At 47.8% G+C, this 23,069-nt stretch carries 22 protein-coding genes, 12 tRNA genes, 2 rRNA genes and 1 riboswitch (1 of these 37 running past the window's edge); of the genes, 33 read left to right on the top strand and 3 right to left on the bottom strand.

Going from position 1 to position 23,069, the window contains the following annotated elements; all coding sequences use genetic code 11:
- The 25 genes from ACSQ8P_RS04160 to ACSQ8P_RS04280 form a co-directional block, all read left to right on the top strand.
- Window positions 1–824, top strand: a 23S ribosomal RNA gene (locus ACSQ8P_RS04160); it begins 2,091 nt to the left of the window's first position.
- A gap of 72 nt (window positions 825–896) precedes the next feature.
- Window positions 897–1,013: ribosomal RNA gene (gene rrf, locus ACSQ8P_RS04165) — 5S ribosomal RNA — on the top strand.
- A gap of 5 nt (window positions 1,014–1,018) precedes the next feature.
- Window positions 1,019–1,094, top strand: a tRNA-Asn gene (locus tag ACSQ8P_RS04170).
- Window positions 1,095–1,123: 29 nt separating this feature from the next.
- Window positions 1,124–1,215 (top strand) — tRNA-Ser (locus ACSQ8P_RS04175).
- Between the two features lie 34 nt (window positions 1,216–1,249).
- Window positions 1,250–1,324, top strand: a tRNA-Glu gene (locus ACSQ8P_RS04180).
- A gap of 17 nt (window positions 1,325–1,341) precedes the next feature.
- A tRNA-Val gene (locus tag ACSQ8P_RS04185) sits at window positions 1,342–1,417 on the top strand.
- A gap of 71 nt (window positions 1,418–1,488) precedes the next feature.
- Window positions 1,489–1,565, top strand: a tRNA-Met gene (locus ACSQ8P_RS04190).
- 31 nt (window positions 1,566–1,596) lie between these two features.
- Window positions 1,597–1,673, top strand: a tRNA-Asp gene (locus ACSQ8P_RS04195).
- Window positions 1,674–1,691: 18 nt separating this feature from the next.
- Window positions 1,692–1,767, top strand: a tRNA-Lys gene (locus ACSQ8P_RS04200).
- A 19-nt stretch (window positions 1,768–1,786) separates the two neighbouring features.
- Window positions 1,787–1,866, top strand: a tRNA-Leu gene (locus ACSQ8P_RS04205).
- A 151-nt stretch (window positions 1,867–2,017) separates the two neighbouring features.
- Entirely contained in the window at window positions 2,018–2,269 is a 252-nt protein-coding gene (locus tag ACSQ8P_RS04210) for a DUF1450 domain-containing protein (protein WP_436234020.1), read from the top strand.
- 113 nt (window positions 2,270–2,382) lie between these two features.
- Window positions 2,383–2,892, top strand: coding sequence for a ferritin (locus ACSQ8P_RS04215; RefSeq protein WP_056620645.1), 510 nt, complete (start codon window positions 2,383–2,385; stop codon window positions 2,890–2,892).
- Between the two features lie 134 nt (window positions 2,893–3,026).
- Window positions 3,027–3,653 (top strand): GyrI-like domain-containing protein, encoded by a 627-nt coding sequence (locus ACSQ8P_RS04220; protein WP_436234021.1) that lies wholly within the window; start codon window positions 3,027–3,029, stop codon window positions 3,651–3,653.
- 51 nt (window positions 3,654–3,704) lie between these two features.
- Window positions 3,705–4,154, top strand: a complete 450-nt coding sequence (locus ACSQ8P_RS04225; RefSeq protein WP_436234022.1) for a hypothetical protein — start codon at window positions 3,705–3,707, stop codon at window positions 4,152–4,154.
- 26 nt (window positions 4,155–4,180) lie between these two features.
- On the top strand, window positions 4,181–4,879 hold the full coding sequence (locus ACSQ8P_RS04230) for an AIM24 family protein (RefSeq protein ID WP_436234023.1): 699 nt from the start codon (window positions 4,181–4,183) through the stop codon (window positions 4,877–4,879).
- 102 nt (window positions 4,880–4,981) lie between these two features.
- Window positions 4,982–5,056: transfer RNA gene (locus tag ACSQ8P_RS04235), tRNA-Gly, on the top strand.
- 6 nt (window positions 5,057–5,062) lie between these two features.
- Window positions 5,063–5,139: transfer RNA gene (locus tag ACSQ8P_RS04240), tRNA-Arg, on the top strand.
- Window positions 5,140–5,159: 20 nt separating this feature from the next.
- A tRNA-Pro gene (locus tag ACSQ8P_RS04245) sits at window positions 5,160–5,236 on the top strand.
- Between the two features lie 18 nt (window positions 5,237–5,254).
- A tRNA-Gly gene (locus ACSQ8P_RS04250) sits at window positions 5,255–5,325 on the top strand.
- Window positions 5,326–5,743: 418 nt separating this feature from the next.
- Window positions 5,744–6,691: an acetylxylan esterase gene (locus ACSQ8P_RS04255; RefSeq protein ID WP_436234024.1), complete on the top strand. Its 948-nt coding sequence runs from the start codon at window positions 5,744–5,746 to the stop codon at window positions 6,689–6,691.
- A gap of 64 nt (window positions 6,692–6,755) precedes the next feature.
- Window positions 6,756–7,277, top strand: coding sequence for a GNAT family N-acetyltransferase (locus tag ACSQ8P_RS04260; protein ID WP_436234025.1), 522 nt, complete (start codon window positions 6,756–6,758; stop codon window positions 7,275–7,277).
- Window positions 7,278–7,401: 124 nt separating this feature from the next.
- Window positions 7,402–7,564: riboswitch (cyclic di-AMP (ydaO/yuaA leader) on the top strand.
- Window positions 7,565–7,567: 3 nt separating this feature from the next.
- Entirely contained in the window at window positions 7,568–8,455 is an 888-nt protein-coding gene (locus ACSQ8P_RS04265) for a C40 family peptidase (RefSeq protein ID WP_436234026.1), read from the top strand.
- Between the two features lie 185 nt (window positions 8,456–8,640).
- The gene (locus tag ACSQ8P_RS04270; protein WP_436234027.1) at window positions 8,641–9,300 is read left to right on the top strand and encodes a hypothetical protein; all 660 of its coding nucleotides are present in this window, start codon (window positions 8,641–8,643) and stop codon (window positions 9,298–9,300) included.
- A 367-nt stretch (window positions 9,301–9,667) separates the two neighbouring features.
- Complete coding sequence (yyaC, locus tag ACSQ8P_RS04275) at window positions 9,668–10,201, top strand: spore protease YyaC (protein WP_436234028.1); 534 nt, start codon at window positions 9,668–9,670, stop codon at window positions 10,199–10,201.
- 69 nt (window positions 10,202–10,270) lie between these two features.
- Window positions 10,271–12,211 (top strand): ABC transporter ATP-binding protein, encoded by a 1,941-nt coding sequence (locus ACSQ8P_RS04280; RefSeq protein ID WP_436234029.1) that lies wholly within the window; start codon window positions 10,271–10,273, stop codon window positions 12,209–12,211.
- A 380-nt stretch (window positions 12,212–12,591) separates the two neighbouring features.
- Here the strand turns inward: ACSQ8P_RS04280 and ACSQ8P_RS04285 are convergent, their stop codons facing one another.
- Window positions 12,592–13,194 carry a hypothetical protein gene (locus tag ACSQ8P_RS04285; RefSeq protein ID WP_436234030.1) on the bottom strand — a complete coding sequence of 201 codons (603 nt, stop codon included), beginning with the start codon at window positions 13,192–13,194 and terminating at the stop codon, window positions 12,592–12,594.
- A gap of 164 nt (window positions 13,195–13,358) precedes the next feature.
- Here ACSQ8P_RS04285 and ACSQ8P_RS04290 point away from each other — a divergent pair, with 164 nt between their 5' ends.
- The 4 genes from ACSQ8P_RS04290 to ACSQ8P_RS04305 all read left to right on the top strand — a co-directional run bounded on the left by ACSQ8P_RS04290 (window position 13,359) and on the right by ACSQ8P_RS04305 (window position 15,345).
- Window positions 13,359–13,655 carry a hypothetical protein gene (locus ACSQ8P_RS04290; protein ID WP_436234031.1) on the top strand — a complete coding sequence of 99 codons (297 nt, stop codon included), beginning with the start codon at window positions 13,359–13,361 and terminating at the stop codon, window positions 13,653–13,655.
- Window positions 13,649–14,284, top strand: coding sequence for an HAD-IA family hydrolase (locus tag ACSQ8P_RS04295; RefSeq protein ID WP_436234032.1), 636 nt, complete (start codon window positions 13,649–13,651; stop codon window positions 14,282–14,284). Before ACSQ8P_RS04290 ends, ACSQ8P_RS04295 begins: the two co-directional genes overlap by 7 nt.
- Before the next feature lie 155 nt (window positions 14,285–14,439).
- Window positions 14,440–14,916, top strand: a complete 477-nt coding sequence (lspA, locus tag ACSQ8P_RS04300; RefSeq protein ID WP_436234033.1) for a signal peptidase II — start codon at window positions 14,440–14,442, stop codon at window positions 14,914–14,916.
- A gap of 93 nt (window positions 14,917–15,009) precedes the next feature.
- Window positions 15,010–15,345, top strand: coding sequence for a hypothetical protein (locus tag ACSQ8P_RS04305; RefSeq protein WP_436234034.1), 336 nt, complete (start codon window positions 15,010–15,012; stop codon window positions 15,343–15,345).
- Between the two features lie 65 nt (window positions 15,346–15,410).
- Here ACSQ8P_RS04305 and ACSQ8P_RS04310 read toward each other — a convergent pair whose 3' ends face one another.
- Window positions 15,411–17,558: a DNA topoisomerase III gene (locus tag ACSQ8P_RS04310; protein WP_436234035.1), complete on the bottom strand. Its 2,148-nt coding sequence runs from the start codon at window positions 17,556–17,558 to the stop codon at window positions 15,411–15,413.
- 177 nt (window positions 17,559–17,735) lie between these two features.
- Here ACSQ8P_RS04310 and ACSQ8P_RS04315 point away from each other — a divergent pair, with 177 nt between their 5' ends.
- The 3 genes from ACSQ8P_RS04315 (at window position 17,736) to ACSQ8P_RS04325 (ending at window position 20,486) form a co-directional block, all read left to right on the top strand.
- Window positions 17,736–19,358 carry a sensor domain-containing diguanylate cyclase gene (locus tag ACSQ8P_RS04315; RefSeq protein WP_436234036.1) on the top strand — a complete coding sequence of 541 codons (1,623 nt, stop codon included), beginning with the start codon at window positions 17,736–17,738 and terminating at the stop codon, window positions 19,356–19,358.
- A gap of 21 nt (window positions 19,359–19,379) precedes the next feature.
- Entirely contained in the window at window positions 19,380–20,063 is a 684-nt protein-coding gene (locus ACSQ8P_RS04320) for an NAD(P)H-binding protein (RefSeq protein WP_436234037.1), read from the top strand.
- A gap of 129 nt (window positions 20,064–20,192) precedes the next feature.
- Window positions 20,193–20,486: a Dabb family protein gene (locus tag ACSQ8P_RS04325; RefSeq protein WP_436234038.1), complete on the top strand. Its 294-nt coding sequence runs from the start codon at window positions 20,193–20,195 to the stop codon at window positions 20,484–20,486.
- Window positions 20,487–20,730: 244 nt separating this feature from the next.
- On the opposite strand, the gene ACSQ8P_RS04330 is transcribed toward ACSQ8P_RS04325, so the two are convergent.
- The gene (locus ACSQ8P_RS04330) at window positions 20,731–21,591 is read right to left on the bottom strand and encodes an AraC family transcriptional regulator (protein WP_436234039.1); all 861 of its coding nucleotides are present in this window, start codon (window positions 21,589–21,591) and stop codon (window positions 20,731–20,733) included.
- A 146-nt stretch (window positions 21,592–21,737) separates the two neighbouring features.
- Between ACSQ8P_RS04330 and ACSQ8P_RS04335 the strand changes: the two genes are divergently transcribed.
- The gene (locus ACSQ8P_RS04335; protein WP_436234040.1) at window positions 21,738–23,036 is read left to right on the top strand and encodes an alpha-glucosidase/alpha-galactosidase; all 1,299 of its coding nucleotides are present in this window, start codon (window positions 21,738–21,740) and stop codon (window positions 23,034–23,036) included.
- Window positions 23,037–23,069: the final 33 nt, after the last annotated feature.

Genomic DNA, 23,069 nt, shown 5'->3' on the forward strand with positions numbered 1-23,069 from the left:
TGGAGCTTTACTGCAGCTTGATATTGGACTTTGGTACGATCTGTACAGGATAGGTGGGAGCCTTTGAAGCCTGAGCGCCAGCTTGGGTGGAGGCGCCGTTGGGATACCACCCTGATCGTATCGGAGTTCTAACCTAGTACCGTGATCCGGTATGGGGACAGTGTCAGGTGGGCAGTTTGACTGGGGCGGTCGCCTCCTAAAATGTAACGGAGGCGTTTAAAGGTTCCCTCAGAATGGTTGGAAATCATTCGCAGAGTGCAAAGGCATAAGGGAGCTTGACTGCGAGACCTACAAGTCGAGCAGGGACGAAAGTCGGACTTAGTGATCCGGTGGTACCGAATGGAAGGGCCATCGCTCAACGGATAAAAGCTACCCTGGGGATAACAGGCTTATCTCCCCCAAGAGTCCACATCGACGGGGAGGTTTGGCACCTCGATGTCGGCTCATCGCATCCTGGGGCTGAAGTAGGTCCCAAGGGTTGGGCTGTTCGCCCATTAAAGCGGTACGCGAGCTGGGTTCAGAACGTCGTGAGACAGTTCGGTCCCTATCTGTCGCGGGCGTAGGAAATTTGAGAGGAGCTGTCCTTAGTACGAGAGGACCGGGATGGACGTACCGCTGGTGTACCAGTTGTCTCGCCAGAGGCATCGCTGGGTAGCTATGTACGGAGGGGATAAGCGCTGAAAGCATCTAAGCGCGAAGCCCCCCTCAAGATGAGATTTCCCAGTATGTAAGACCCCTTGTAGACGACGAGGTTGATAGGTTCGAGGTGGAAGTGCGGCAACGTATGCAGCTGACGAATACTAATCGGTCGAGGGCTTAACCAAAATTCCTGAGTATAGTACTTTACGTTGAAGTTTCGTATCTAGTTTTCAAGGCGCAAACAAACGCTTTGACTGTTTGGTGATGATGGCGGAAGGGATCCACGCGTTCCCATCTCGAACACGACCGTTAAGCCTTCCAGCGTCGATGGTACTTGAACCGCAGGGTTCTGGGAGAGTAGAACGTTGCCAAGCATTGTTCCCTGATAGCTCAGTTGGTAGAGCACTCGACTGTTAATCGAGTTGTCACAGGTTCGAGTCCTGTTCGGGGAGCCATTTATTTTTTAAAAACCAGGCCTTTTTATGGAGAGGTGTCCGAGCTGGCCGAAGGAGCACGATTGGAAATCGTGTAGGCGTCACAAGCGTCTCGAGGGTTCGAATCCCTCTCTCTCCGCCATAAGAGCTTTCATATTAGAAGTGCCTGTTTACGAGGCCCGTTGGTCAAGTGGTTAAGACACCTCCCTTTCACGGAGGTAACAGGGGTTCGAGTCCCCTACGGGTCACCATTTATTCTTCATCCCATGGAGGCTTAGCTCAGCTGGGAGAGCATCTGCCTTACAAGCAGAGGGTCGGCGGTTCGATCCCGTCAGCCTCCACCATTTATTTTTCAGATAAAATTCGGATGTCTTCCTTTTTGTCTGGGAATAATAAAATATCATGCTAGTAACGTCGCGGGGTGGAGCAGCCCGGTAGCTCGTCGGGCTCATAACCCGAAGGCCGCAGGTTCAAATCCTGCCCCCGCAACCAACCTCTTACTAAGAGGAGAATTACATAGTGTGGAGCTGTGGTGTAGTGGCCTAACATGCCTGCCTGTCACGCAGGAGACCGCGGGTTCGAATCCCGTCAGCTCCGCCATTTTTTTTTACAAGACATGAGTCATTAGCTCAGTTGGTAGAGCACCTGACTTTTAATCAGGGTGTCGTAGGTTCGAATCCTACATGACTCACCATTTGCCTTATTTACAGCATGCGCGTATGGCGGAATTGGCAGACGCACTAGACTTAGGATCTAGCGGGCGACCGTGGGGGTTCAAGTCCCTCTACGCGCATCCAAACAAAAAAAGCTTTCTTTCATCCTTTAACAAGGATTGAAGAAAGCTTTTTTTGTACATGCATATTTAAAATTTGGTTGACATTGATTATTATTATCACTAATATCAAGAGTAGTGATTGACGCGAAATGGCGGGAGGAGATCGCAATTGAAAACGATTAAGTACTGCTGCAGAAATGAGAAATTCGGATCGAAACAAATATATAAGTCATTGAAGCACGAGTACCCAGACTTGAAACAGAAGAAGAAGGAATGTTTAGGTAATTGCCGGCATTGTAAGAAAGAATGTATCGCTATGATCGGGAAGAAGAAGCTGCTTTGCGCGGAGTCACCGGACCATTTGTATGCTCAGATTAAGGAAATCATAACGGCGTCTAAGGCCAAAAGTGTGATGGCTTGAACCTAAATCTGCTAAAATTGTTTCTTCCGTTTGTATTTGTATGCACAATTCTGTTAATCTTGTATGTATGGGGAATACGCAAGAGATAACCATACAGAAAGGTGTGTGCACAGATGCTAAACGATACACTAACAGAAGCGCTCAATGAGCAGATGAATTATGAGTTTTATTCCGCGCACGTCTACTTAGCTATTGCTGGTTATTGCGCTGCGGAAAGCTTGGATGGATTTTCGAACTTTTTTAAGGTACAAGCAGAAGAAGAGAAGTTCCATGCCATGAAGATTTTTAAATTTATTAATGACCGTGGGAAAAAGGTCAGCTTTGCTGGTATGAACACGCCCGTGAATCAGTACGAATCGATTTTGGATGCATTTGAACATGCTTACCTGCATGAGCAAGAAGTAACGAAACGGATTTATCACCTATCCGATTTGGCATTGAATGATAGAGAACATGCGACTATGCAGTTCTTGAAATGGTTCATTGACGAACAGGTTGAAGAAGAAGCAATGTTCGATAGCATTATCAACAAGCTGAAACGTATCGATAAAGATAGCAATGCGTTCTACATGTTGGATGCAGAATTTGCACAACGTTCTTTCACGCCTCCAGCTGCGGAATAATTACATATCCTATTCATGAGTCAAAAACTTACTTGTTTCGCAAATGTGCGAAAGGTAAGTTTTTTTCTGTTTGTTGACATAGTGTTGTCAGGGTTGATTTTGTATAGTTGTAGGAAAAAGAAGGGAAGTACATCATGGAGAAATTAGATTTAGCCAAAGCCTATAAACCTTATTACACAGCTCCAACGAAGCCTGAGCTCGTTGTTTTTGAACCTATTTCCTATGTTACTATCGTAGGGAAAGGGGACCCCAATGGTGCCGCCTTCGCTAACGCTACAGAAGCGCTGTATACGGTCGCCTACGGTGTTAAGGGACATTACAAGAAGCTGGAGAAAGACTTCACAGTAGCGAAGCTAGAAGGGCAATGGTGGGTAGATGGGGATCCCCGAACTGCCTTGGAGGTATCGAGGGAAGAATGGCACTGGAAGTTATTGATTCGTATGCCAACGTATGTGTCGGCTGAGATCGTAGAAGAAGCGCGCTCAGCAGCAATGGCCAAGAAAAAAGAGCTTAAGGTTATTGCGGATGTTGGGTATGAAACTTTGCATGAGGGACTCTGTGTCCAGATGCTGCATGTGGGACCGTATGCGACAGAACCGGAAACACTGGCACAGATGGAGCATTTCATATCGCAAGAGCAGCTCAGTTACCGTGGACTTCATCACGAAATTTACTTATCAGACCCGAGGAAGATTGATCCTGCCAAAATGAAAACGATATTGCGATATCCAGTTCAAGCGATAGAAGTGGTGAAGGGGTGATTTTTGCTGTAAAATAGAAGATAATGTCGAGAACGGTGGGAGTGAGTGCAGATGCGTAAAATAGCTGCAATTGGACAAGCTGTGGTTGTCCTCGTGATCTTGTTAGGTTTGCTGTATCCGGCACCTTCCGCCCACGCTTCTTGGTTCGATCGGATCAAAGATATTTATCAATTGCCAAGCAATGTGGAGCAGATCCAGAAGGATTATGAGGATACGAAGCAGCAATTGGAAGAACAGAAGGACAAGTTATCTGAGGCCGTCAGACAGTCACAAGAAATCGAGGATCGTCTCCTCAGTCAAAACGAGGCACTTAAGAAGGACAACGAGCAGTTACAAGAACGCTTGAAGGCCATGGAACAAGTTGCGTTAGACAAAGATAAACGTAATCGTAAAATCATCTACATGATCATTACGGCTGCGGCATTAGTAGTAGGCTATTTCTTGCTTGGACGCGTGTTTCGTTTCTTCGTATGGCAGAGAAGGAAGCGTGGGATGCGCTAACAGGATTGGCGAGGAGGTTGTGTGGTTTGGAGATCATCTATGAAAATGCAAGCTCACAAGCCAGGATGGCTACGCTGCAGCTTCTAAAGGGAGAGGCTGTGCATGTGCTGCATCCCAACCAAATTGTTGCGTTTCAGGGAAGGCCTGAGCAGCGTGAAGACGCATTGATGAAGCTTCCTAGTATGTATAGGAAGAAGCGGTTGATCCAATCACGCATACTCGGTCCTGGGCGTGTGTTAATGGGGTTGCCAGAAGCGTATAGTTTGGCTGTCGTGCCGTTGGAAGCCGAGGCCGATCTATTGTATGAATTTCGTCATGTGCTGTTTTATACGGAAGGTGTGACGTTTACAACGCATCTACAGAGTGTGAAGAACACGTTGATCACGCAAGATTTAGTTAAAATGCAGTTTCACGGCCCCGGCAATCTAGGTTTGCTAACAGCTGGCCCTATACATCACATGGCCCTGGATGCTGTGGAGCCTCTGTATGTTGATGTCAGTTGTCTTGTTGCCTATCCGCGGCAGGCTAAGCTGCGCCTCTGTGTATACGGCAACACACTGGCAAGCCAGCATATGAATTATCACTGGGAGATTACAGGGCATGGTCACGTACTCATGCAGCCATGTAAGCCTGATCCCAAATTGGATGAGCATTTGAAATCAGATAGCATACTGCGCCGTATAGCAAGGGAAGTTCTTCCATTTGGCGGAGTTTTCATCAAATAATAAAAAATATATAAAAATAGTTGCATTTGTTCTAAATACCTGATATATTATTTCTTGTCGCCTCTGAGAAACACATGCAGAGCGAATGAGAATTTACACCATGCGGAAGTGGCTCAGCGGTAGAGCATCGCCTTGCCAAGGCGAGGGTCGCGGGTTCGATCCCCGTCTTCCGCTCCAATATTTGCGCCCTTAGCTCAGCTGGATAGAGTATTTGACTACGAATCAAAAGGTCGGGAGTTCGAATCTCTCAGGGCGCGCCATTTACACTTTATCTTCACTACGGGACGTAGCTCAGCTTGGTAGAGCACCTGCTTTGGGAGCAGGGGGTCGCATGTTCAAATCGTGTCGTCCCGACCATTTTAGAATTTTTTATATGCGGGCGTAGTTTAATGGTAGAACTTCAGCCTTCCAAGCTGATCGCGCGGGTTCGATTCCCGCCGCCCGCTTACAATTAAAAGGACCGCCTTCGGGTGGTCTTTTTTCATTGTATTAGGCAGGGATGAGAGCCCGTAGAGGTTCGACCGTCCGTGAACACTTCGTTGAATAGGCTGAGTAGGACGAGCGTCCAAATATACCACTAGTTGCTTCCGTAGGAAGCCTTATAAATCCGAATTTGGAGTATTCCCGCCGCCCGCTTACAATTAAAAGGACCGCCTTCGGGTGGTCTTTTTTATATTTACAATACATGTGGAAGAGGCCCATGAGGGTTCGACCGTCCGTTCGCAGATCTGAGAACATGGAAACATAGGAGATAGAAATAAACCCTACTTCTGCTGAATTGGGGTTATTTTTTCATATTTTCCAATAGTCATACAGATGTATCTAGGTTAAAATGGGAAAAACATGCAAAGGGGACTTACCGAAATGAACGCTATTGAAAATCGTATTCATGGGTTACACCAGTATCATTCGGAGTTAACGGCGACTGCTGATCTGGCTTCATTCTGGGAGCGCGCCTACGCTGAAGCAACACAAGCTGCGTCCTATACAAGGGAGCCGGTGGCATCACCTTTTGTACAAGCGGAAGTGAATAAGATCGTCTTGCAGGGTGCTGCGGAAACACCGATCCATGCTTGGTTGTTACTGCCTAATGCAGAGAGCAAGTCTAAGAAGGTACCTTGTATTGTTACGTTCCCAGGCTATACTGGCTCCAAGGGGAGACCCGAGGATCATGCAGCCTGGTTGCTTATGGGGTATGCGGTACTTGCTGTTGATGTACGCGGGCAAGGCGGCGATAGCGGCAACCTGCTGCCACAGGAGACCGGCATGACGAGGGGATGGATTACACAGGGTATTCTCGATGCTGAGACGAGCTATTACCGAGCGGTTGCGATCGATTCCTTGCGTGCAGTGCAATGTGCGTTAGAGCAGCCAGAAATCGACAGTGAGCGAGTATTCGTATATGGCGGAAGCCAAGGCGGAGGACTTGCCCTACTCGTGACCGCGCTTGAGAAGCGCATTCGAGCAACAATTGCCCATGTGCCGAACCTATGTCACATGGATCTAGGCCTGTTGCAATCCGTTAGCTCACTAAGTGAGGCAGCGGAATTCGTTACTCGTTTCCCAGAGTATCTGCCTGATGTACTGCGGACAGTTTCTTATTTTGATATCATGAATCTAGGTGATCGTATTCAGCAGCCTGTTCACGTTACGGTAGGGTTGAAAGATACGTGTTGCTTACCAGAGGCGATTTTCGCTGCGTATAACCGAATCGAATCTGCACACAAATCCATTGAAGTGTACCCCTTCATGGGGCATGCGACACCTCCTGGATCCCATGCAGCAGCACATGCTTTTTTCTCAAAATGGTAGGGACTGAAGTAAGAAGCTTCCCGGTTGGATAACCTATTGCTAACTTGAAGGGAGGTGCTGACAGATGGAAAAAGAAGATTCATTTGAAGATGTATTTGAGCTGATGGAAACGGCTTTTCCTGTAACGGAAATAAGGACGTATGAAGGTCAGCGGGCGCTGTTATCTCATCCCAATTATAGAATCGATGTCGAGAGAGATGTTCATGGGCAATTGCTTGGTTTTTTGGCAAGTTGGAATTTTAGCACGTTTCGATTTGTGGAGCATATCGCCGTCAACGCTGCCATAAGAGGTGGCGGGATTGGTAAAAAGATGCTGACAACGTATATGAGCAGTGCTACTACACCTATCGTACTTGAAGTCGAGCCTCCGAATACCTCAGATGCTACGCGGAGAATTGAATTCTATAAGCGCTGCGATTTCCATTTGAACCTATTTCCTTATGCGCAGCCTCCACTTAGAGAAGGGCAACTGAAATTGCCTCTCAACATCATGAGTTATCCAGGTCCATTGACGGAAAGTGAGTTTAATTCCTGTAAGCATATATTGTTTACCGAGGTGTATAAGCAGCCTGTAAGCTTGGTGTGAAGCGATTGTGGAAGAGACAGCTACTCTGTATAGAGTGGCTGTTTTTGTGCGGTTTTACATAAAAGGAAACACTTACCTATGCGCAAAAGTTGTCAGCCTAAAACGAACTATGCTAGTCTAATATAGACAAAAAATGCCGAATCTCGGAGCATCGAAAGCTCTGGTACGGGGGACTTCTTTACTTGGGGTGAATGAGTGCTCAGTTAGTCTTAGGCTAATGGGGCGCACTAGGGAAAACCTCTTCCCGAACCCGTCAACTAACCTCGGAGGCTTCAAGGAGGCAAAACGTTTTGAAACTTTTTACCAAAAGCTTTATTTGTTCATGCGCTCTTCTAAGCGCAGCCATTTCCCTGTACGCCGCTCCATCCACGTATGCAGCTGCCCCAGACACCTCTTCGGTAAAGGTTCAGGTCAATGATGAATTGGTGCAGTTCCCGGAAGTACAGCCGTTTATTGATACGGAAGGTACACTTCAGGTGCCACTACGTGTGTTGTCGGAGAAATTAGGTTATCAAGTGGGATGGGCGAAGGAAGGCGATGAAGTCGTCGTCACGCTTATGAACAAGGAACAGGCGATTCAACTCACAACGGACGAAGAGAAAGCGATCGTGAACAGTAAGTTAGTTGAATTAGAGAGCAGTCCAACTTTGGTTAAGGGAAGTACTTATGTCCCACTACGCTTTGTTACAGAGACGTTTGGATCTGCGATTGCGTGGAACGATGCGAATAAAATCGCCATCGTGGAAGAGGACGGTAAGTCCCACAAGCCGGCTTGGATAGCACCGCCGCAAGCAGCCCCAGCAGCGAAGGTCGTTCAGCCATCCGTTTCAGCTCAAATTATTCAAGCTGCAACGACTTTTAAAGGAACGCCTTACCGATGGGGAGGAACAACGCCTAAGGGCTTCGATTGCTCTGGATTCGTTCGTTATTTATACGAGGCCAAAGGCATCGAGCTGCCACGCACCTCTGTGCAAATGTACGATCAAGCAGGGGCGAGAGTGACGGATTTGAAAGCGGGAGACCTTGTCTTCTTTGCTTCCGGTATCGTCAATCATGTGGGCATTTACATTGGAAATAATCAATTCATTTCCTCGACAACGTCCGTTGGTGTAACGGTTGATAGTCTAGATAGCTCCTATTGGGGCTCAAGATATGTAGGTGCCAAACGCGTGCTATAAGGTAGTTGCGAAATCAAGTATAAGCAAGCTATGTAAGAGCGTATGTTCGCTATGTCTTTCTACTTTGAAAGCAAAGCGGCAGATGCTCTTTTTTTTACGCGTATTTGTGCGATTTTTATCGAATTTTTGAGAATTATAGCCTATAATGGAACAATGGTTGGAAGAAAGTAGGTGACGCGTACGGCATGCAAGTCAGTGTCTGGAAAAGCTGGTTTCATAAAATTAAATGGTCGGGTCGAACAGATCGCATGTATAACGTGGAAACGGGTCCTGCCATACCGGAAGACATTCGGGTCGTGATTAAGCAATTTTTTCATACGTATAACCATTTCAAAGGGGCTAGGCAATTCCAAACGGATACGTTTATTAAAGAAGTATTTTACGCGACGAAGCAAGATCCGAGGGATCACCGCTCCATAGATGAGATGGAAACTTATATTCAGAGTAAGAATGTTAATCGATTACGACTGAAATCCTATGTGATTGATGAGTATTTACGTGTTGGTGAGAAGGTGTGTATGATCGGTGTGACACGGGAGTTTAGCAATGCACATCGCAATCGTGTGCTTTATTTTATCATACAGGAAGAAGGCACTTGGCGGTTTCATCATATCGTGAGATCACATCATGGCAAAATTCTTGAGAAATTTCAGGTGAAGGAACAGGTTGGATTTGTGGTTGGGGATGATAAGGTAGCGCTACTCTTTCTAACTCATGCAGATTCGGCGGATGCTTCCACCTATATGTTGGGGGATTATGTTCACTCGGAAGGCTATTTGGAAGTGGAGCAAGAGATTAGCGGTCAGCTCTATTATCGCATTGTTCGGATGAATCGCGTACATTAAGAAGGTTGAATAGCCAGATCTATAAGCGGCATGTTCAAAAAATCCGGTTTTAAGCACCGAGGAGATTGAAAGAAGATAGGAAATGAGGAGCGGAGTGTAGTGTAAGCTACGTGAGCACCGGAAGTTCCGGCTGAATTCAATATTCGATGTCGAATACGCTTCATGAACTACTTCGTGATCAAAAGTGGAATTTGTGAACAACCTCTATAAGCGGCATGAATAGGCTTTGCTCGGTCGTCGAGTAACGCTTATTTGGTGTGCGCGAAGACAGAGTGTGCAAGTGGACACAGCCCACCTCCATATGAAAGAATGGAACTATCATGCGTCAGGTGAAGGTTAGGTCTACATGCCTGAAAGGGAGGCAAAGATGGAGAAAGAACCGATGGAGCTGCAAGAGCAGTTTTGGAAAAAAGTAGATGGCGAGCAGTTAGGGCAGGTTCTACAAAAGATTGCACTGAGCGAGGGGCTGGAGCCTAGTCGGCTTGCTTTTGTGTGTATAGGGACAGATCGCTCTACAGGCGATTCACTAGGTCCGCTAGTGGGAAGTAAGCTTGCAGAGCTAGGCTATCCACACGTCATTGGCACGCTTGCAGCACCGTGTGATGCCACTAACTTGGCCATGCGTTTGGAGGAAATTCCACCGAATGTTGTCGTTATTGCGATAGATGCTTGTTTGGGACGGAAATTGAGTGTGGGTTTATACCAATTGTCGAACCAACCACTGGCTCCAGGAAAATCAGTAGGTAAAGATTTACCTCCTATTGGTGATTACACGATTGCGGCGATCGTGAATGTGGATGGACCTAGACAGTACAATGTACTACAAACGACTTCGTTATATCATGTGATTCGGATGGCAGAAGAAGTAACCCGTGCAATTGTTTATGCAATTCCTTTGTAGCTGAGGGGCAGCAAAGAGGAGAAAGATCGGAGTGATTGGTGAGTGATCGGACCAGGTGGACCAGGGGGAATGGGGCGGCTTTCCGACCGGAATCGTCCAAAGGCTAAGTTGAAGGATGTATCGGTACGAAGGATTTTGTTATTGTTCAAAAGGTATTGGGGACAGCTCTTGGTGATTATCGGCTTGGCGCTGCTTGCGGCAGTGATGGGGTTGATCCCGCCTCTAGTCATGAAGGAAATTATTGATACAGCAATTCCGCAGGGGCGTGTTCAGCTATTATCTGTGATGGCGCTACTGTTAATCGTGTTGCCTGTCTTGAGTGGCGTAGTTGGCGTATGGCAGAACCATCTCAATACCAAAGTAACCCAAGGGGTTATACGGGATTTGGGGCAGTCGTTGTTTCACAATTTGCAGCGGCAGTCGATGTCGTTCTTCACGGACGCGCGATCTGGCGAAATTGTTCAGCGTATCACAGGTGATGTGCAGTCTGTACAAAGTGTGGTTACATCTATTGTCGTCTCTTCGATCACGCAAATTGTCATTGTTTTCACAACAATAGGTATATTGTTTGCGTTAGATTGGAAGTTGGCGATCATATCGGTGCTTATCCTGCCACTTTTCGTACTGCCTGTGAAAAAAGTATCCAAGCTGCGGAAAGACTTACGGATTGAAACGCAAAAGGTGCGTTCCGACATCACCTCGCAGCTGAATGAGAATTTCGGCATTTCGGGTGCGTTGTTGACGCGGATTTTTGGCAGAGAGAAGCAGCAAGAGCAAGAATTCACAACGATGAATCAAAAGGTGATGGATCTCGAGCTGCGGCTCAATCTTGTTGGCCGTTGGTTCGGAATGGCAACGAGCACGTTAGGGCCGTTAGGCACGGCTATTATTTATATTTATGGCGGTTACTCCGTCATTCATGGTGATATGACTTTAGGCTCGATCGTCGCGTTTACGGCGTATTTGGGACGGTTGTATATGCCTGTAGGGACACTGCTGAATCTACATGTCGAGGTAGCGACAGCGCTTGGGGTATTCCAGCGGATTTTTGAGTATCAGGACATGGTGCCTGATGTCATGGATGCTGAGGGCGCGCGCCAGCTAGGGCCTGTGGCGGGGCATGTGAGATATAAGCAGGTGTCTTTTGCTTATAAGGTTGGGGAGCAAAGCAGAATGAGGGAGAAAGGGAAGCTGGTGGAGCGAGGCGAGGGAGCTGAGAGAGGGAAGCTAGCGGACCGAGGCGTAGGAGCTGAGATAGGGAGGCTGGCGGACCGAGGCGGGGAAAGGGAGAAGGTGCAGTATGCGCTGCGCGACATCACCTTCGAGGCACAGCCAGGTGAGATGGTCGCGCTTGTTGGGCCTAGCGGCGCCGGAAAGTCGACGCTGATCGGGATGATCGCGCGGCTGTACGATCCGACAGCCGGTGTTGTTGAGGTCGACGGCGTGAACGTCCGCGACGTGGAGTTAGCGTCGCTGCGCGCGCAGATCGCGTATGTGACGCAGGAGTCTTTTCTGTTCCACGCGACGATTGGCGACAACCTGCGCTTCGCGCGGGAGGACGCTACGCGTGAGGAGATGGAGGCCGCTTGTCGGCAGGCCTACATCCACGATTTCATCGTGTCGCTCCCCGAAGGGTACGACACGATGGTCGGAGAGCGCGGCCACCGGCTCTCCGGTGGCGAGCGCCAGCGGATCGCGATTGCTCGCGCGATCCTGAAGCGCCCGCGCATTCTCATCCTCGATGAGGCGACGTCGCACTTGGACTCGGAATCCGAGTCCTATGTGCAGGCAGCGCTCGAGGAGCTGATGCAAGGGCGCACGACGCTCGTGATCGCGCACCGGCTCTCCACGGTGCTGGCCGCCGATCACATTCTGGTGATCGAAGCGGGGAGCGTCGTGGAGCGGGGCACGCATAGCGAGCTGCTCGCACTGGAAGGGCTGTACGCGCGGCTGTACAGCACGCAGTTCGCGAAGGCTACCGCTGAGGCAGCGAAGGGCGGCTTAGCGTAGCCGCGGAAACGCGGGCAATAAGGCCCGAAAAGGGCCTTACTGCAGGGCGAGATGCCCTCGGCGTAACAAATAGCTCCCCAAAAGGGCGTTAAAAGCGAGCATCGCCCACTGCATGGGCGGAAATGCGAGCAATAAGGCCCGAAAAGGGCCTTATTGCAGGGCGAGACGCCCTCGGCGCAGCAAATAGCGCCCGAAAAGGGCGCTAAAAGCGAGCATCGCCCTTACAGTCAGGTCGCTCACCCGCTGCGACAGATAGAAAGGGATATTCCTCAGGTCAATTGACCTAGGGAATATCCCTTTCTCGTTAAGTGCCAAATTTGTTTAAATGGTCAGGTGTGGGGAGAGAAGTAGCTGCCCTTACAAGTAGCCAATTGTTTGCGTTACTCCACCCGAACATTCGCTTGCGGACTAGAAACCCCAGTGCTGGGAGCTCCATGGCTCCCGATCACGCTAACTTCGCTATCCGCCAATCCTGCCGGATCCAGTTTGGTTCCTTCGCGCAGTAAGTAGCCGAAAAACAAAACGTAGTACGACACGATGATGAAGAAAACGCCAGCGGTGACGGGATCTTTAGTAAATTGAGAGAAATCAGCAGGCGTAAAGGTAGTCGTTGAACCTGTGGAAATGGCAACAGCCGCGTAGCGGTACGCGATGCGACCAAGGAAGAGAACGAGAACGGTGACTTCAATCCAGAGATGTGTGCGATAGTACCAGCCATCGCTCCGATGCTCGAAGCGGGTATGGCTAATCGCAGTTCGCCCTAGCAACGCGCCGCCGGCAAGTCCGATCAAATAGCCGATGAAATGGATGGGATGCACGAAGCCCAAGATGAGAATGATCACTCCGAGCAGGCTAAATAAGGATAGACGAAAGGTGAGTCTGCCACGGGAAAGCTTTTGAAAGCCAATGGTGCGCTTCGCCCGTCGATAAATAAAAATGCCAAAGATAAGACATGGGATCACATAATGCAAGGAATCCTGCATGGGGAGGTACCTCCAAATCTGTCAATATATTTCCTAATTATAGCAAATTTGGACGGCCTTTCGTGAGAAATGTTATTCCGTTTACAAAATTGTGTCATACACTTAATAGTAGTTCGATAAACTTACTATTACACACTCAAAGTGCCGCAAGGAGTTGACGGTAAATGGCTATGATCACTCATGTTAATGTATGTAACACAGTTAATGAAATTTACTGTTGTCTTCGTAATAAAGTTGTGAAGCTGGACGCGCAGCAAAAGGAGCAATTTTGCAAAGGATGTAAGATGTTCGCAGGTGGTGCAGCGGGCTACGACCGCGGTGTTTCTTGTACGTGGGAGGATTTGCGAACCGTAAGTAATCCGCATGTGGTCCTAGATCCAGCTCAAGAGTTTAAAGATAATCAAATTCGCCAAGTGCCGCCCGAGGGTCCGGCCTTATTTGTATATACACCCAGATGGTAAAGCACATCTTATTTGATTTTGACGGGACACTTGTCGATTCCAGGGCGCTCCTGGTTAAGCTTTATAATGAAATGGCTATTCAATATCGTTTCCGTCCCATCCGTGAACAGGACTTGGGTCCGTTACGCTCAATGTCGATTTCCGAACGTGTAGATCGCTTAGGGGTGCCTGTGCTCCAAATTCCTAAACTGATGGTGGCAGGGCGGCAGCTGTATCACGAGAACATTCGATCCCTGCAAATCGTACCTGGTATGAAAGAGGTGATTGCGAAGCTCGCCACACAAGGGGTTAAGAGCTCGATTCTTTCTTCCAACTCAGAAGCAAATATTCGGCTTTTTTTACGAAAAAATAAGCTGGAAGGTGCGTTTAAGGAGATCATTTCAGCGAAGCATATTTTCGGCAAACACCACTCGATTCGCAAAGTGATGAAGCAATGGGGAACCACGCCTACACGGATGATTTATGTTGGTGATGAATTAAGGGATATTGAGTCCTGTAAGAAGTTAGGTGTGCCAATCGTAGCTGTGACGTGGGGATATGATTCACCTCAGCTACTCCACAGTGGAAATCCGGACCATATGGCTAACACGCCTGGGGAGCTGTACCGAACGCTCATGAGCCTAAGTTGAGGACAGAAGCATAGATAGGCAGGAGCCGCCGCAGGAGGACTGGGGGGGCTTTTTATGTTGGCAAAAAGGGTTAATACGCAGAATTAACGGTTATCCTCTCTTTTCAAGTAAAATTAGAGAAAGGTTGAAGTCTGAGAGTCGATAGGAGTGGTAGTATGCTATTTTATTCAATTGTTCTGGTGATTACTGCAATCGATCAACTGTCTAAGTATTGGATACGCTCGGTGATGACGGTTGGTGAATCCATGCCCTTTTATAAAGATTTTATTTCATTTACGTATTATCAAAATAGCGGGGCAGCTGGCAGTTCGCTGCAGGGATGGGCTCCTATACTCGGTGTTCTAGCCGTTCTTATTGTCGCAGGGATTTGGTGGTACCGTAAAAGAGGCGGCTTTCCTGGGACGTTAAAACAAAGTGCAGCTGCACTCCTTGTAGGTGGGGCGATTGGTAACGGAATTGAACGGCTTCTATTCGGCAAGGTTACTGATTTCATCGTCATTAACTCCGGGAATGGGATTATGAATCTAGCGGATATTGCGATTAATTTGGGTGTTGTACTGTATGTGGTGGACATGCTTTTATCACAGAGAGGCAGATGGAAGAGAAATGGGAAGGATCCACAAATTTCCTAGGTATTTAAGCCCTTGAAAGAGGTAATGGTATAGATCTAAAGAACTATTTGTGGTATCCTTCAAGTAGGAATACGTCATTGGAGGGATGGTCACATGAAAACGGATCGACAAGTGCTTGTTGATGAGTTTTTTGCGATGATTCGAAAGCTGAACCGCACGGGATCGGATATTATGCATGTGAGGGAGTTTTTCTGGCGATCGTCTGAAATTCGCGGATTTGTCCCGCCAAATGTTGAGTTTATGACCGTTCTCAAAGCTTATAATGCGGTGCTTTTTCATGAGTTTCGGAAATCACTAGTGCCTCATACAAGCATGCATATCCTAGCCAATGTTCACATGGAAGCAGGAGATGCACTGGTTAGCTTGGGAATCACAACGTTAGAAGATCTCGAATTAGCGGTTAAAGGCAGGATATTAACCAGAGCATAAAGAGTCGTCATATATGTAAAAGCCCAAGCGAAGAAGCATGTCGCTTGGGCTTTATTCTTGGTATTTCAGTCTTCCTTCTTCTGCTGAAGGGCTGCGAGCAGCTTGTCAGCGAGTGAGTTCCCAACTCCGGTAGAATCGGAGAATTGCTCAATCAGCTGGCGATTGACTTTGGCTGTAGCCTTGCGACCTCCACCCTTAGACTCGCCGTCGATTTTCTCAACAACATTGCAGGGACGGCATTGAAAATATTTGCCTGCTTTACCTGTGTGTATTTCCATCTTCTTATGGCACTGTGGGCATCTATGGTTTGTTAATTGCCCGTCAGCTTCACGTTTATACGAGCATTCACGACTGGAACAAACCAGATAGCGTCCTCGTTTGCCTTTGACTTCCTGAAGGAACTCACCGCAATCGGGGCATTTACTGCCGGTTAAATTATGCGGCTTATACGCTGCGGAGCTGCGTTTGACTTCATCGACCAGCTCGGCTGCTTTCTTGCGAATGCCGCTGAGAAAAGCTTCCATGCTCCCTTTGCCTTTGGAGATGCGTTCAAGTTCCTGCTCCCAGCGTGCGGTAAGCTCGGGTGAACGGAGCTCCTCGGAAGCAAGCTCGATGAGCTGTGTGCCCTTGCCAGTAGGGATGAGCAAGGAGCCTTGACGCTCAATTGTGTCAGAGGACACAAGCTTCTCGATGATATCTGCGCGAGTTGCAGGTGTACCAAGACCGAATTTCTCCATCTGAGATAGCAAGGAAGCCTCATTATGGCGAGAAGGCGGCTTCGTTTGGCGGCTAACTTGGCGGACGTTGCGAGCGGTAACCGCGTCTTTCTCTGAAGCTTGTGGCAGCAGCTGCCCTGTATCTTCCTCGGATTCATTGTCTTCCCGATCGGGATCAGTGAAATCGGTGGCGCCGTACACTTCTTTCCAGCCCGCTTGCTTCACGACTTTGCCTGAAGCGTAAAGCTTCTCTCCGGCAATTTCAATCGTTAGCTTCGTTTCATCGTAGCGGCACGGACCGCTGAATAAAGCTAAGAATCGGCGGAGAATCAGATCATAGAGTCGACGTTCATCTGCGCTTAGTGTTGCGAGTGAGATGGCTTCACCTGTCGGGATAATGGCATGATGATCGCTTACTTTCGTGTCGTCGACGATTCGTTTTGTGATCGTCAGTGGCTTCCGGATAAAAGGTGCTGCAAGCGCTGCATATGGGCCAATGGCAGCCCCTTTCAAACGGCCAAGCAGGGTCGGTACCATATCGGAGGTCAAATAGCGCGAATCCGTTCGCGGATAGGTGACCAATTTGTATTGCTCATACAGTCGTTGTAGGACATTCGACGTTTGCTTGGCAGAGAACCCGAATTTACGGTTTGCATCGCGCTGCAGCTCGGTTAAATCATATGCCAGTGGATGAGGAATCTGCTTCTCGGTCTGATTCACCTGCACGATGCGGCCGCTCTGGCCTTGCAGCTTTGCTTTCAAGCTATCTGCGCGCTCGCGATCCCATATACGCGAGTCGCCGGTTTTCGGGTCTCGCCACTGGGCGCGGAAGGACCCGAGCTCTGCTTCGATCAACCAATAGTCGACGGACCGGAAATCACGGATTTCCGCCTCACGGTTGATCATCATGGCCAGCGTGGGCGTCTGCACGCGCCCAGCGGATAACGACGCGCCGAACTTGCTGGTCAGCGCGCGGGTCACATTGAGGCCGATGAGCCAATCGGCCTCGGAACGACAGACGGCTGCTTGATACAGCCGGTTGTAGTCGGTGCCAGGCTTCAGCTGCGCGAAGCCTTCGCGAATTGCCTGATCCGTCTGAGACGAGATCCAAAGCCGTTTGAACGGCTTCTTCCAGCGGATCAGCTCCATAATCCAGCGCGCGACGAGTTCGCCTTCGCGCCCCGCATCGGTTGCGATGACCAGCTCCGACAGGTCACCCCTGCGACTGAGATGCTCGATAGCACGAAACTGCTGCGAGGTTTCTTTCATGACTTTGAGCTTCATTTTGCCAGGGATAATGGGCAGATCTTCAAGATTCCATGTTTTGTACTTGGGATCGTAATCATCGGGCTCAGCGAGCGTAACGAGATGGCCAAGTGCCCAGGTGACGACATATTTGGCACCTTCGAAGTGGTGTTTTTGCTTCTGGTTACAGCCCAGCACACGAGCAATTTCTTTGGCTACACTTGGTTTTTCGGTTAGTACGAGAATTTTCATGGGGGTATTTACCTCTTTTCTACATACCAAATAGCATAAGCGAAAGGGTCCTACTTTTCAAACGAACAATATTTCGAAATATTCGTACTTTTATGCCGAAATACAGCGGAATTTGTCTATTTTCATCCTAATATAAGGTATAATGAGATATATTGAAAAAAAAGGGGGGAAACCTCGATGGGGCATTTGTTTTCTCTTTTTTCCGATCACACTATTAAAACAAGACTTCAACTCTGGATAAGCGCGATTATTTTGTTGCTGGCTTTTTCAATCATCGTTCCTTTTTACTTTATAGAGAAGAGCAATCGGTTAGAAGAGGCTAGGGTTCAACTCAAACAAGTGATTGCGTTACAGAGCTTATATATCGAACGCTGGAATCAGGAAAAGTTGGATGCGATTAAACGTTTCGCACTTTCAGATAATGCCAAGTTCCACCGCATAGGTGATTTGAAACGGGAGTTTCAAGATTATGCAAAGGTGAATTCGGAGTTTTATTCGATTACTTTCGTTGAGCCGGATGGTAATATTCGCACAGATAAGACTTCAATTTATGTGGGAGATCGTCAGTACTACAAACGCGGAACGGAAAAGAAGAGCTTCGTTTCGGGCGTTGTGATGTCCAAAGAAAATGGAGCACCTGTTATTACATTCTCGGCTCCGGTACTTGGCGATCACGGTGATTTCAAGGGGATTGTGCTTGGGATTATTACACTTGAAATGTTGAATAAACTGATGGCTCAGCTTAGCTTCGGGGATACGGGAGAAGTCTATGTGTTGGATGCACAAGGCAATATTGTAACAGCCTCAAACCGTGCGGAGAATGGCACAATTACACAACGTGTTACATCGGAAATTTATCAACGTGCTGTGACGAATAGTACGGATCATAGTGCGTATATTGGCTTCCGAGGGGAGAGCGTGTATGGTCAATACAGTTGGTCTCAGGAGAAAAGTTGGCTTGTTGTTGGGGAAATTACCCAGAAAGAAATTTTTCGAAAGCTAAATGAATTAAGTATGACAATTATTATTATTTCCTTGATTGCACTGCTTCTCAGTGTCGCGGCTGCAGTGATGATTGCCTCCAAGATTGAGAGGCCGATTCGCTATTTGCTGCGTGCCACGAAGATCATTCAGAAGGGGAATTACGATTACCAGATCAATGTGGATAAAATTAGAAAAGCTCCCGTGGAGCTGCGACAATTAGTGGCTACATTCAATCTCATGTCCGATCGGTTGAAGTCCAACATTTCGTTATTGGAACATTCAGCATGGATGGATCAATTGACAGAGGTTCATAATCGACGCTATATGATGTTAGAAGGCAACAAGCAATTGCAGTCGTGTATTTACTCCGGACAGACCTGTTCCGTCTTGATGATGGATATTGATCATTTTAAGAAAATTAATGACACTTATGGGCACTTGGTTGGTGATGGTGTCCTACATCATGTCGCGAATATCCTGAGACGGTATGCGGGAGAGGATGCGATTGTGGCGAGGTATGGCGGCGAAGAGTTCATTCTATTATTACTGCGGAAAGACGCGCAAGAGAGCGCTTTATTTGCTGAGGAATTACGAAATATTTTAATAGATGCCCCTTTTATCAAAGAGTCTCTAACGGTCAAAATAACCGCAAGCATCGGAGTCGCAGAATACTCACCGACATTAGAATACGGAACGATGGTGCTGGAAGATATGGTTTCTAGGGCAGACCATGCGCTGTATCGCGCAAAGTCAGGCGGAAGAAATCGTGTCGAAGTTAATGCCAAAAGGTTGTATGATGAAGATGATCGTGTATAAATATGACGCTGGAGGCGTGCTATGAAAGGGAGAACGGCGATTGTTGCGGGAGGATCGGGCTTAGTCGGCAAGGAACTGATCAAACAGCTATTGAACGATCCGGACTATGATAGGATTATTGCGTTAGTTCGTAAGAAAATGGATTTAGAGCAGCCTAATGGACAGGGGAAACTAGAACAGCGAGTGATTGATTTCGCTAAGCTGAGTGAGAGTCTGAAGTCCTCGGAGTTCGCGCATGCTCATGTCTTCTGTACCTTAGGAACAACGATTAAAAAAGCAGGCTCGAAGCAGCAATTCCGCAGAGTAGATCGAGACTATCCCCTCATGTTAGCTGAAGTGGCGAGCAAGGGGCAAGCAGATAGCTTTGCTATTGTGACAGCAATGGGAGCAGACCGCACATCCTCCTTTTTCTATAATCAGGTAAAAGGAGAAGTAGAAGACAAGCTGAGGGGGATGCGACTTCGCGCGCTTCACTTGCTTCGGCCTTCTCTCATTCTTGGTAACCGTGGGGAATTCCGATTAGGTGAGAAACTGGGAGGCATCGTTTCGCGGGCCATTGCTCCGCTGATGACGGGTCGCCTTCGCAAGTATCGTCCCATTCATGCACGAACGATTGCTACGGGCTTAATAAGAGCTGCGAAATCTGGGAAAACGGGAGTTCAAGTGCTGAGCTCCGACCGGATTGCCTCTATTGCTGGTAGATGACCAGCTAGGACGGCCGCATGTCTGCCCTAGATCCTCAAAAATGGGAGTGGTACTCGGCTTGCGTTTTTGTTAAGATTAGTGTCGTTCATTATTAATGTCCTAAATGAGTATAGAAAGAAGGTTCACACCATGATTGATCATATTGTCCTTGTTAAATTTGCTGAAACAACTACACAAGAGCAGCTGCAAGAGGTTGTTGATCGTTTCAAAGCGCTGCGAGCTCATCTGACAGGTATTGTTGATATCCAAGCGGGTATTAATTTCTCCGAGAAGAATCAAGGCTTCCAAGTCGTACTTTCCGTTCGTTTTGAAGATAAAGCCGCATTAGCAGCTTACGGTCCGAACCCTGAGCATCAGGCGGTAGCCGCGTTTATTCGTGAAGTTGGTCGTGTAGACAGCTTAATCGTGGATATTGAGATCTAGAGGAAATGGCGGCAAATTCGGTCTGGATCGCGATGTGGTGAGTCGACCCGCTCGATTGGAGAATAACGGGAAAAACTACATCTAATTTAATCGATTATTAGCGTTTCAGTGGAAAGACCCAAAAATAAATGGAGAAAATCCAGTTATCTTCCTATTTCTATGAAATTGGGCAGAAATAGCTGGATTTTTTCCATTTATTTCGTTGACGAATCATTTCATTCGTTGGGTACGAGCAGTCATAGAGTTATACACTTCGGAGCTCTTTCCGATACACAGATGGCGCAGAGCCGCTCCACTTGTGGAACTGCTTCGAGAAATAGAGCGCATCATTGAAGCCGACGGAGGAGGCGACTTGATCAATGGTCATGGCGGTTGTCATCAGTAGCTGCTTGGCCCGTTCCATGCGGATGTTGAATAGATACTGCATCGGGGATAATCCGGTGGATTGTTTGAACATTTTGCACAAATACGTACGGTGATACCCCAAGCTGCGAGCGAGATGCTCGATAGAGACCGCTTGTGTGTATTGCAGCTCTAAATAGCGGATGGCTTGTCCGATTTGGCGTTGGATATCAGTCTCAACCACTGGCTTGGCAGAAATATGGTGCGTATTCACGCGTCCAAGCTCGCGAAGAAGCAGGCGCAGCCAGCCCTCGGCTTCCAGCTCCTCTAATTGCGGGAAAGAGGTCTGGCTGAAGCAAGCGCGCAGATGTCGGTAAAAGTGACGAATGGTGCGCGGTTCATTCCCCGATATCACGGCTTGCTGTGGGGAGACCCCGATTTGTGAAAGTAATGAATCCACGGATCGACCTATGAAAGCTACCCAAACATAGTGCCAAGGTGCAGCACTATCTGCCGTATACGAGAATAACTCACCTGGATAAATGATAAAGGTGTCGCCGGTGGAGCAAGCGTAGGTTCGCTGCCCCATTTCGAAGGTACCTTTCCCTGAGAGAACGGTATGGATCAAGTAATAATCGTGAACGGCAGGCCCCATTTTGTGCTGGGGGTTCGGCTTGCCTTCGCCACTGAAAAGGACAGATAAATCTGGATTGCTATGTAAAGGATTAATGCTTATGTTGAAGTAAGTATGATCTGGATTCATAGAAGCCTCGCTTTGTTTTTACTAAGAGCGTAATCTAAAAAACTACAAATGTCCATATTGGAGTTGTTTCAATCCATATTTTTCAAAGTGAGCTTGCGCTATAGTAAGGATATGATATTAGATGAACTATTGGAGGAGAATCTCACATGTCCAAAATTACTTTTTTAGGTGCAGGAAGCACGGTTTTTGCAAAAAATGTACTCGGTGATTGTTTGCTTACACCCGCGCTGCAAGGCTTTGAAATCGCTCTCTTTGATATTGATCACGAACGGCTGCAAGACTCTGCTAATATGCTGAATAACATCAAGAAAACGAGTGGAAGCACGTCTATTATTAAAGCGTATACAGACCGTAAAGAAGCGTTGAGCGGTGCTAAATTTGTGGTAAATGCGATCCAAGTAGGTGGCTATGATCCATGTACGATTACGGATTTTGAAATACCGAAAAAGTACGGTTTGCGTCAAACGATTGCAGACACGGTCGGGATTGGCGGTATTTTCAGAAACTTGAGAACGATCCCGGTTATGCTGGATTTTGCTGCCGATGTGCGCGAGGTATGTCCTGATGCTTTATTCCTCAACTACACAAATCCGATGGCTGTTTTGACAAATGTTATGAACACGTATGGCGGTGTGCGTACGGTTGGTTTGTGCCATAGCGTGCAAACTTGTGTGCCGGAATTATTTAAACATTTGGAAATTGATCAAACAGGAGTCAAAGCGAAAATCGCTGGGATCAATCATATGGCTTGGTTGCTCGAAGTGTCGAAGGACGGCGTTGACCTTTATCCGGAGATTAAGAAGCGGGCGGCTGAGAAGCAAAAGGAGAAGCACAAAGACATGGTTCGCTATGAAATGATGCTGAAATTCGGCCATTATATTACGGAATCTTCTGAGCATAATGCTGAATATCACCCGTATTTCATCAAACGGAGCTACCCAGAGTTGGTTGACCGATTCAACATTCCGCTGGATGAGTATCCACGTCGTTGTATTGATCAAATCAGCCGCTGGAAGCAAATGCGTGAGGATCTCGTGAACGATGCGAATTTGACGCATGTGCGTTCACATGAGTATGCTTCGTACATTTTCGAAGCGATCGAGACCGATGTTCCGTTCAAAATCGGCGGTAACGTCATGAATACCGGCTTGATCACGAACTTACCGCGCGAAGCGTGTGTCGAAGTGCCTTGTTTGGTTGATCGTAATGGCGTTACGCCAACGTACGTAGGGGATCTGCCACCACAGCTTGCGGCGTTGAACCGCACAAATATCAACACGCAGCTGTTGACGATTGAAGCGGCAATTACACGTAAGCGTGAGCATATTTATCACGCAGCGATGCTGGATCCGCACACATCAGCTGAGCTGTCGATGGACGATATCATCGCGATGTGCGATGAGTTGATTGAGGCTCATGGCAAGTGGCTGCCAGAGTATAAGTAGGATTTAGCTTTTTTCATATGTCTACATGGCAAG

The sequence above is a fragment of the Paenibacillus sp. LjRoot153 genome, from assembly GCF_964253085.1.
Classification (GTDB): Bacteria; Bacillota; Bacilli; order Paenibacillales; family NBRC-103111; genus Paenibacillus_E.

Excerpts from the sequence above, each read along its gene's own strand:
- ACSQ8P_RS04215 (WP_056620645.1), top strand. The coding sequence starts at position 2,383 with ATGCTAAACGATACACTAACAGAAGCGCTCAATGAGCAGATGAATTAT.
- ACSQ8P_RS04220 (WP_436234021.1), top strand. The coding sequence starts at position 3,027 with ATGGAGAAATTAGATTTAGCCAAAGCCTATAAACCTTATTACACAGCT.
- ACSQ8P_RS04225 (WP_436234022.1), top strand. The coding sequence starts at position 3,705 with ATGCGTAAAATAGCTGCAATTGGACAAGCTGTGGTTGTCCTCGTGATC.
- ACSQ8P_RS04255 (WP_436234024.1), top strand. The coding sequence starts at position 5,744 with ATGAACGCTATTGAAAATCGTATTCATGGGTTACACCAGTATCATTCG.
- ACSQ8P_RS04260 (WP_436234025.1), top strand. The coding sequence starts at position 6,756 with ATGGAAAAAGAAGATTCATTTGAAGATGTATTTGAGCTGATGGAAACG.
- ACSQ8P_RS04270 (WP_436234027.1), top strand. The coding sequence starts at position 8,641 with ATGCAAGTCAGTGTCTGGAAAAGCTGGTTTCATAAAATTAAATGGTCG.
- yyaC (WP_436234028.1), top strand. The coding sequence starts at position 9,668 with ATGGAGAAAGAACCGATGGAGCTGCAAGAGCAGTTTTGGAAAAAAGTA.
- ACSQ8P_RS04280 (WP_436234029.1), top strand. The coding sequence starts at position 10,271 with ATGGGGCGGCTTTCCGACCGGAATCGTCCAAAGGCTAAGTTGAAGGAT.
- ACSQ8P_RS04285 (WP_436234030.1), bottom strand. The coding sequence starts at position 13,194 with ATGCAGGATTCCTTGCATTATGTGATCCCATGTCTTATCTTTGGCATT.
- ACSQ8P_RS04290 (WP_436234031.1), top strand. The coding sequence starts at position 13,359 with ATGGCTATGATCACTCATGTTAATGTATGTAACACAGTTAATGAAATT.
- ACSQ8P_RS04295 (WP_436234032.1), top strand. The coding sequence starts at position 13,649 with ATGGTAAAGCACATCTTATTTGATTTTGACGGGACACTTGTCGATTCC.
- lspA (WP_436234033.1), top strand. The coding sequence starts at position 14,440 with ATGCTATTTTATTCAATTGTTCTGGTGATTACTGCAATCGATCAACTG.
- ACSQ8P_RS04305 (WP_436234034.1), top strand. The coding sequence starts at position 15,010 with ATGAAAACGGATCGACAAGTGCTTGTTGATGAGTTTTTTGCGATGATT.
- ACSQ8P_RS04310 (WP_436234035.1), bottom strand. The coding sequence starts at position 17,558 with ATGAAAATTCTCGTACTAACCGAAAAACCAAGTGTAGCCAAAGAAATT.
- ACSQ8P_RS04315 (WP_436234036.1), top strand. The coding sequence starts at position 17,736 with ATGGGGCATTTGTTTTCTCTTTTTTCCGATCACACTATTAAAACAAGA.
- ACSQ8P_RS04320 (WP_436234037.1), top strand. The coding sequence starts at position 19,380 with ATGAAAGGGAGAACGGCGATTGTTGCGGGAGGATCGGGCTTAGTCGGC.
- ACSQ8P_RS04325 (WP_436234038.1), top strand. The coding sequence starts at position 20,193 with ATGATTGATCATATTGTCCTTGTTAAATTTGCTGAAACAACTACACAA.
- ACSQ8P_RS04330 (WP_436234039.1), bottom strand. The coding sequence starts at position 21,591 with ATGAATCCAGATCATACTTACTTCAACATAAGCATTAATCCTTTACAT.
- ACSQ8P_RS04335 (WP_436234040.1), top strand. The coding sequence starts at position 21,738 with ATGTCCAAAATTACTTTTTTAGGTGCAGGAAGCACGGTTTTTGCAAAA.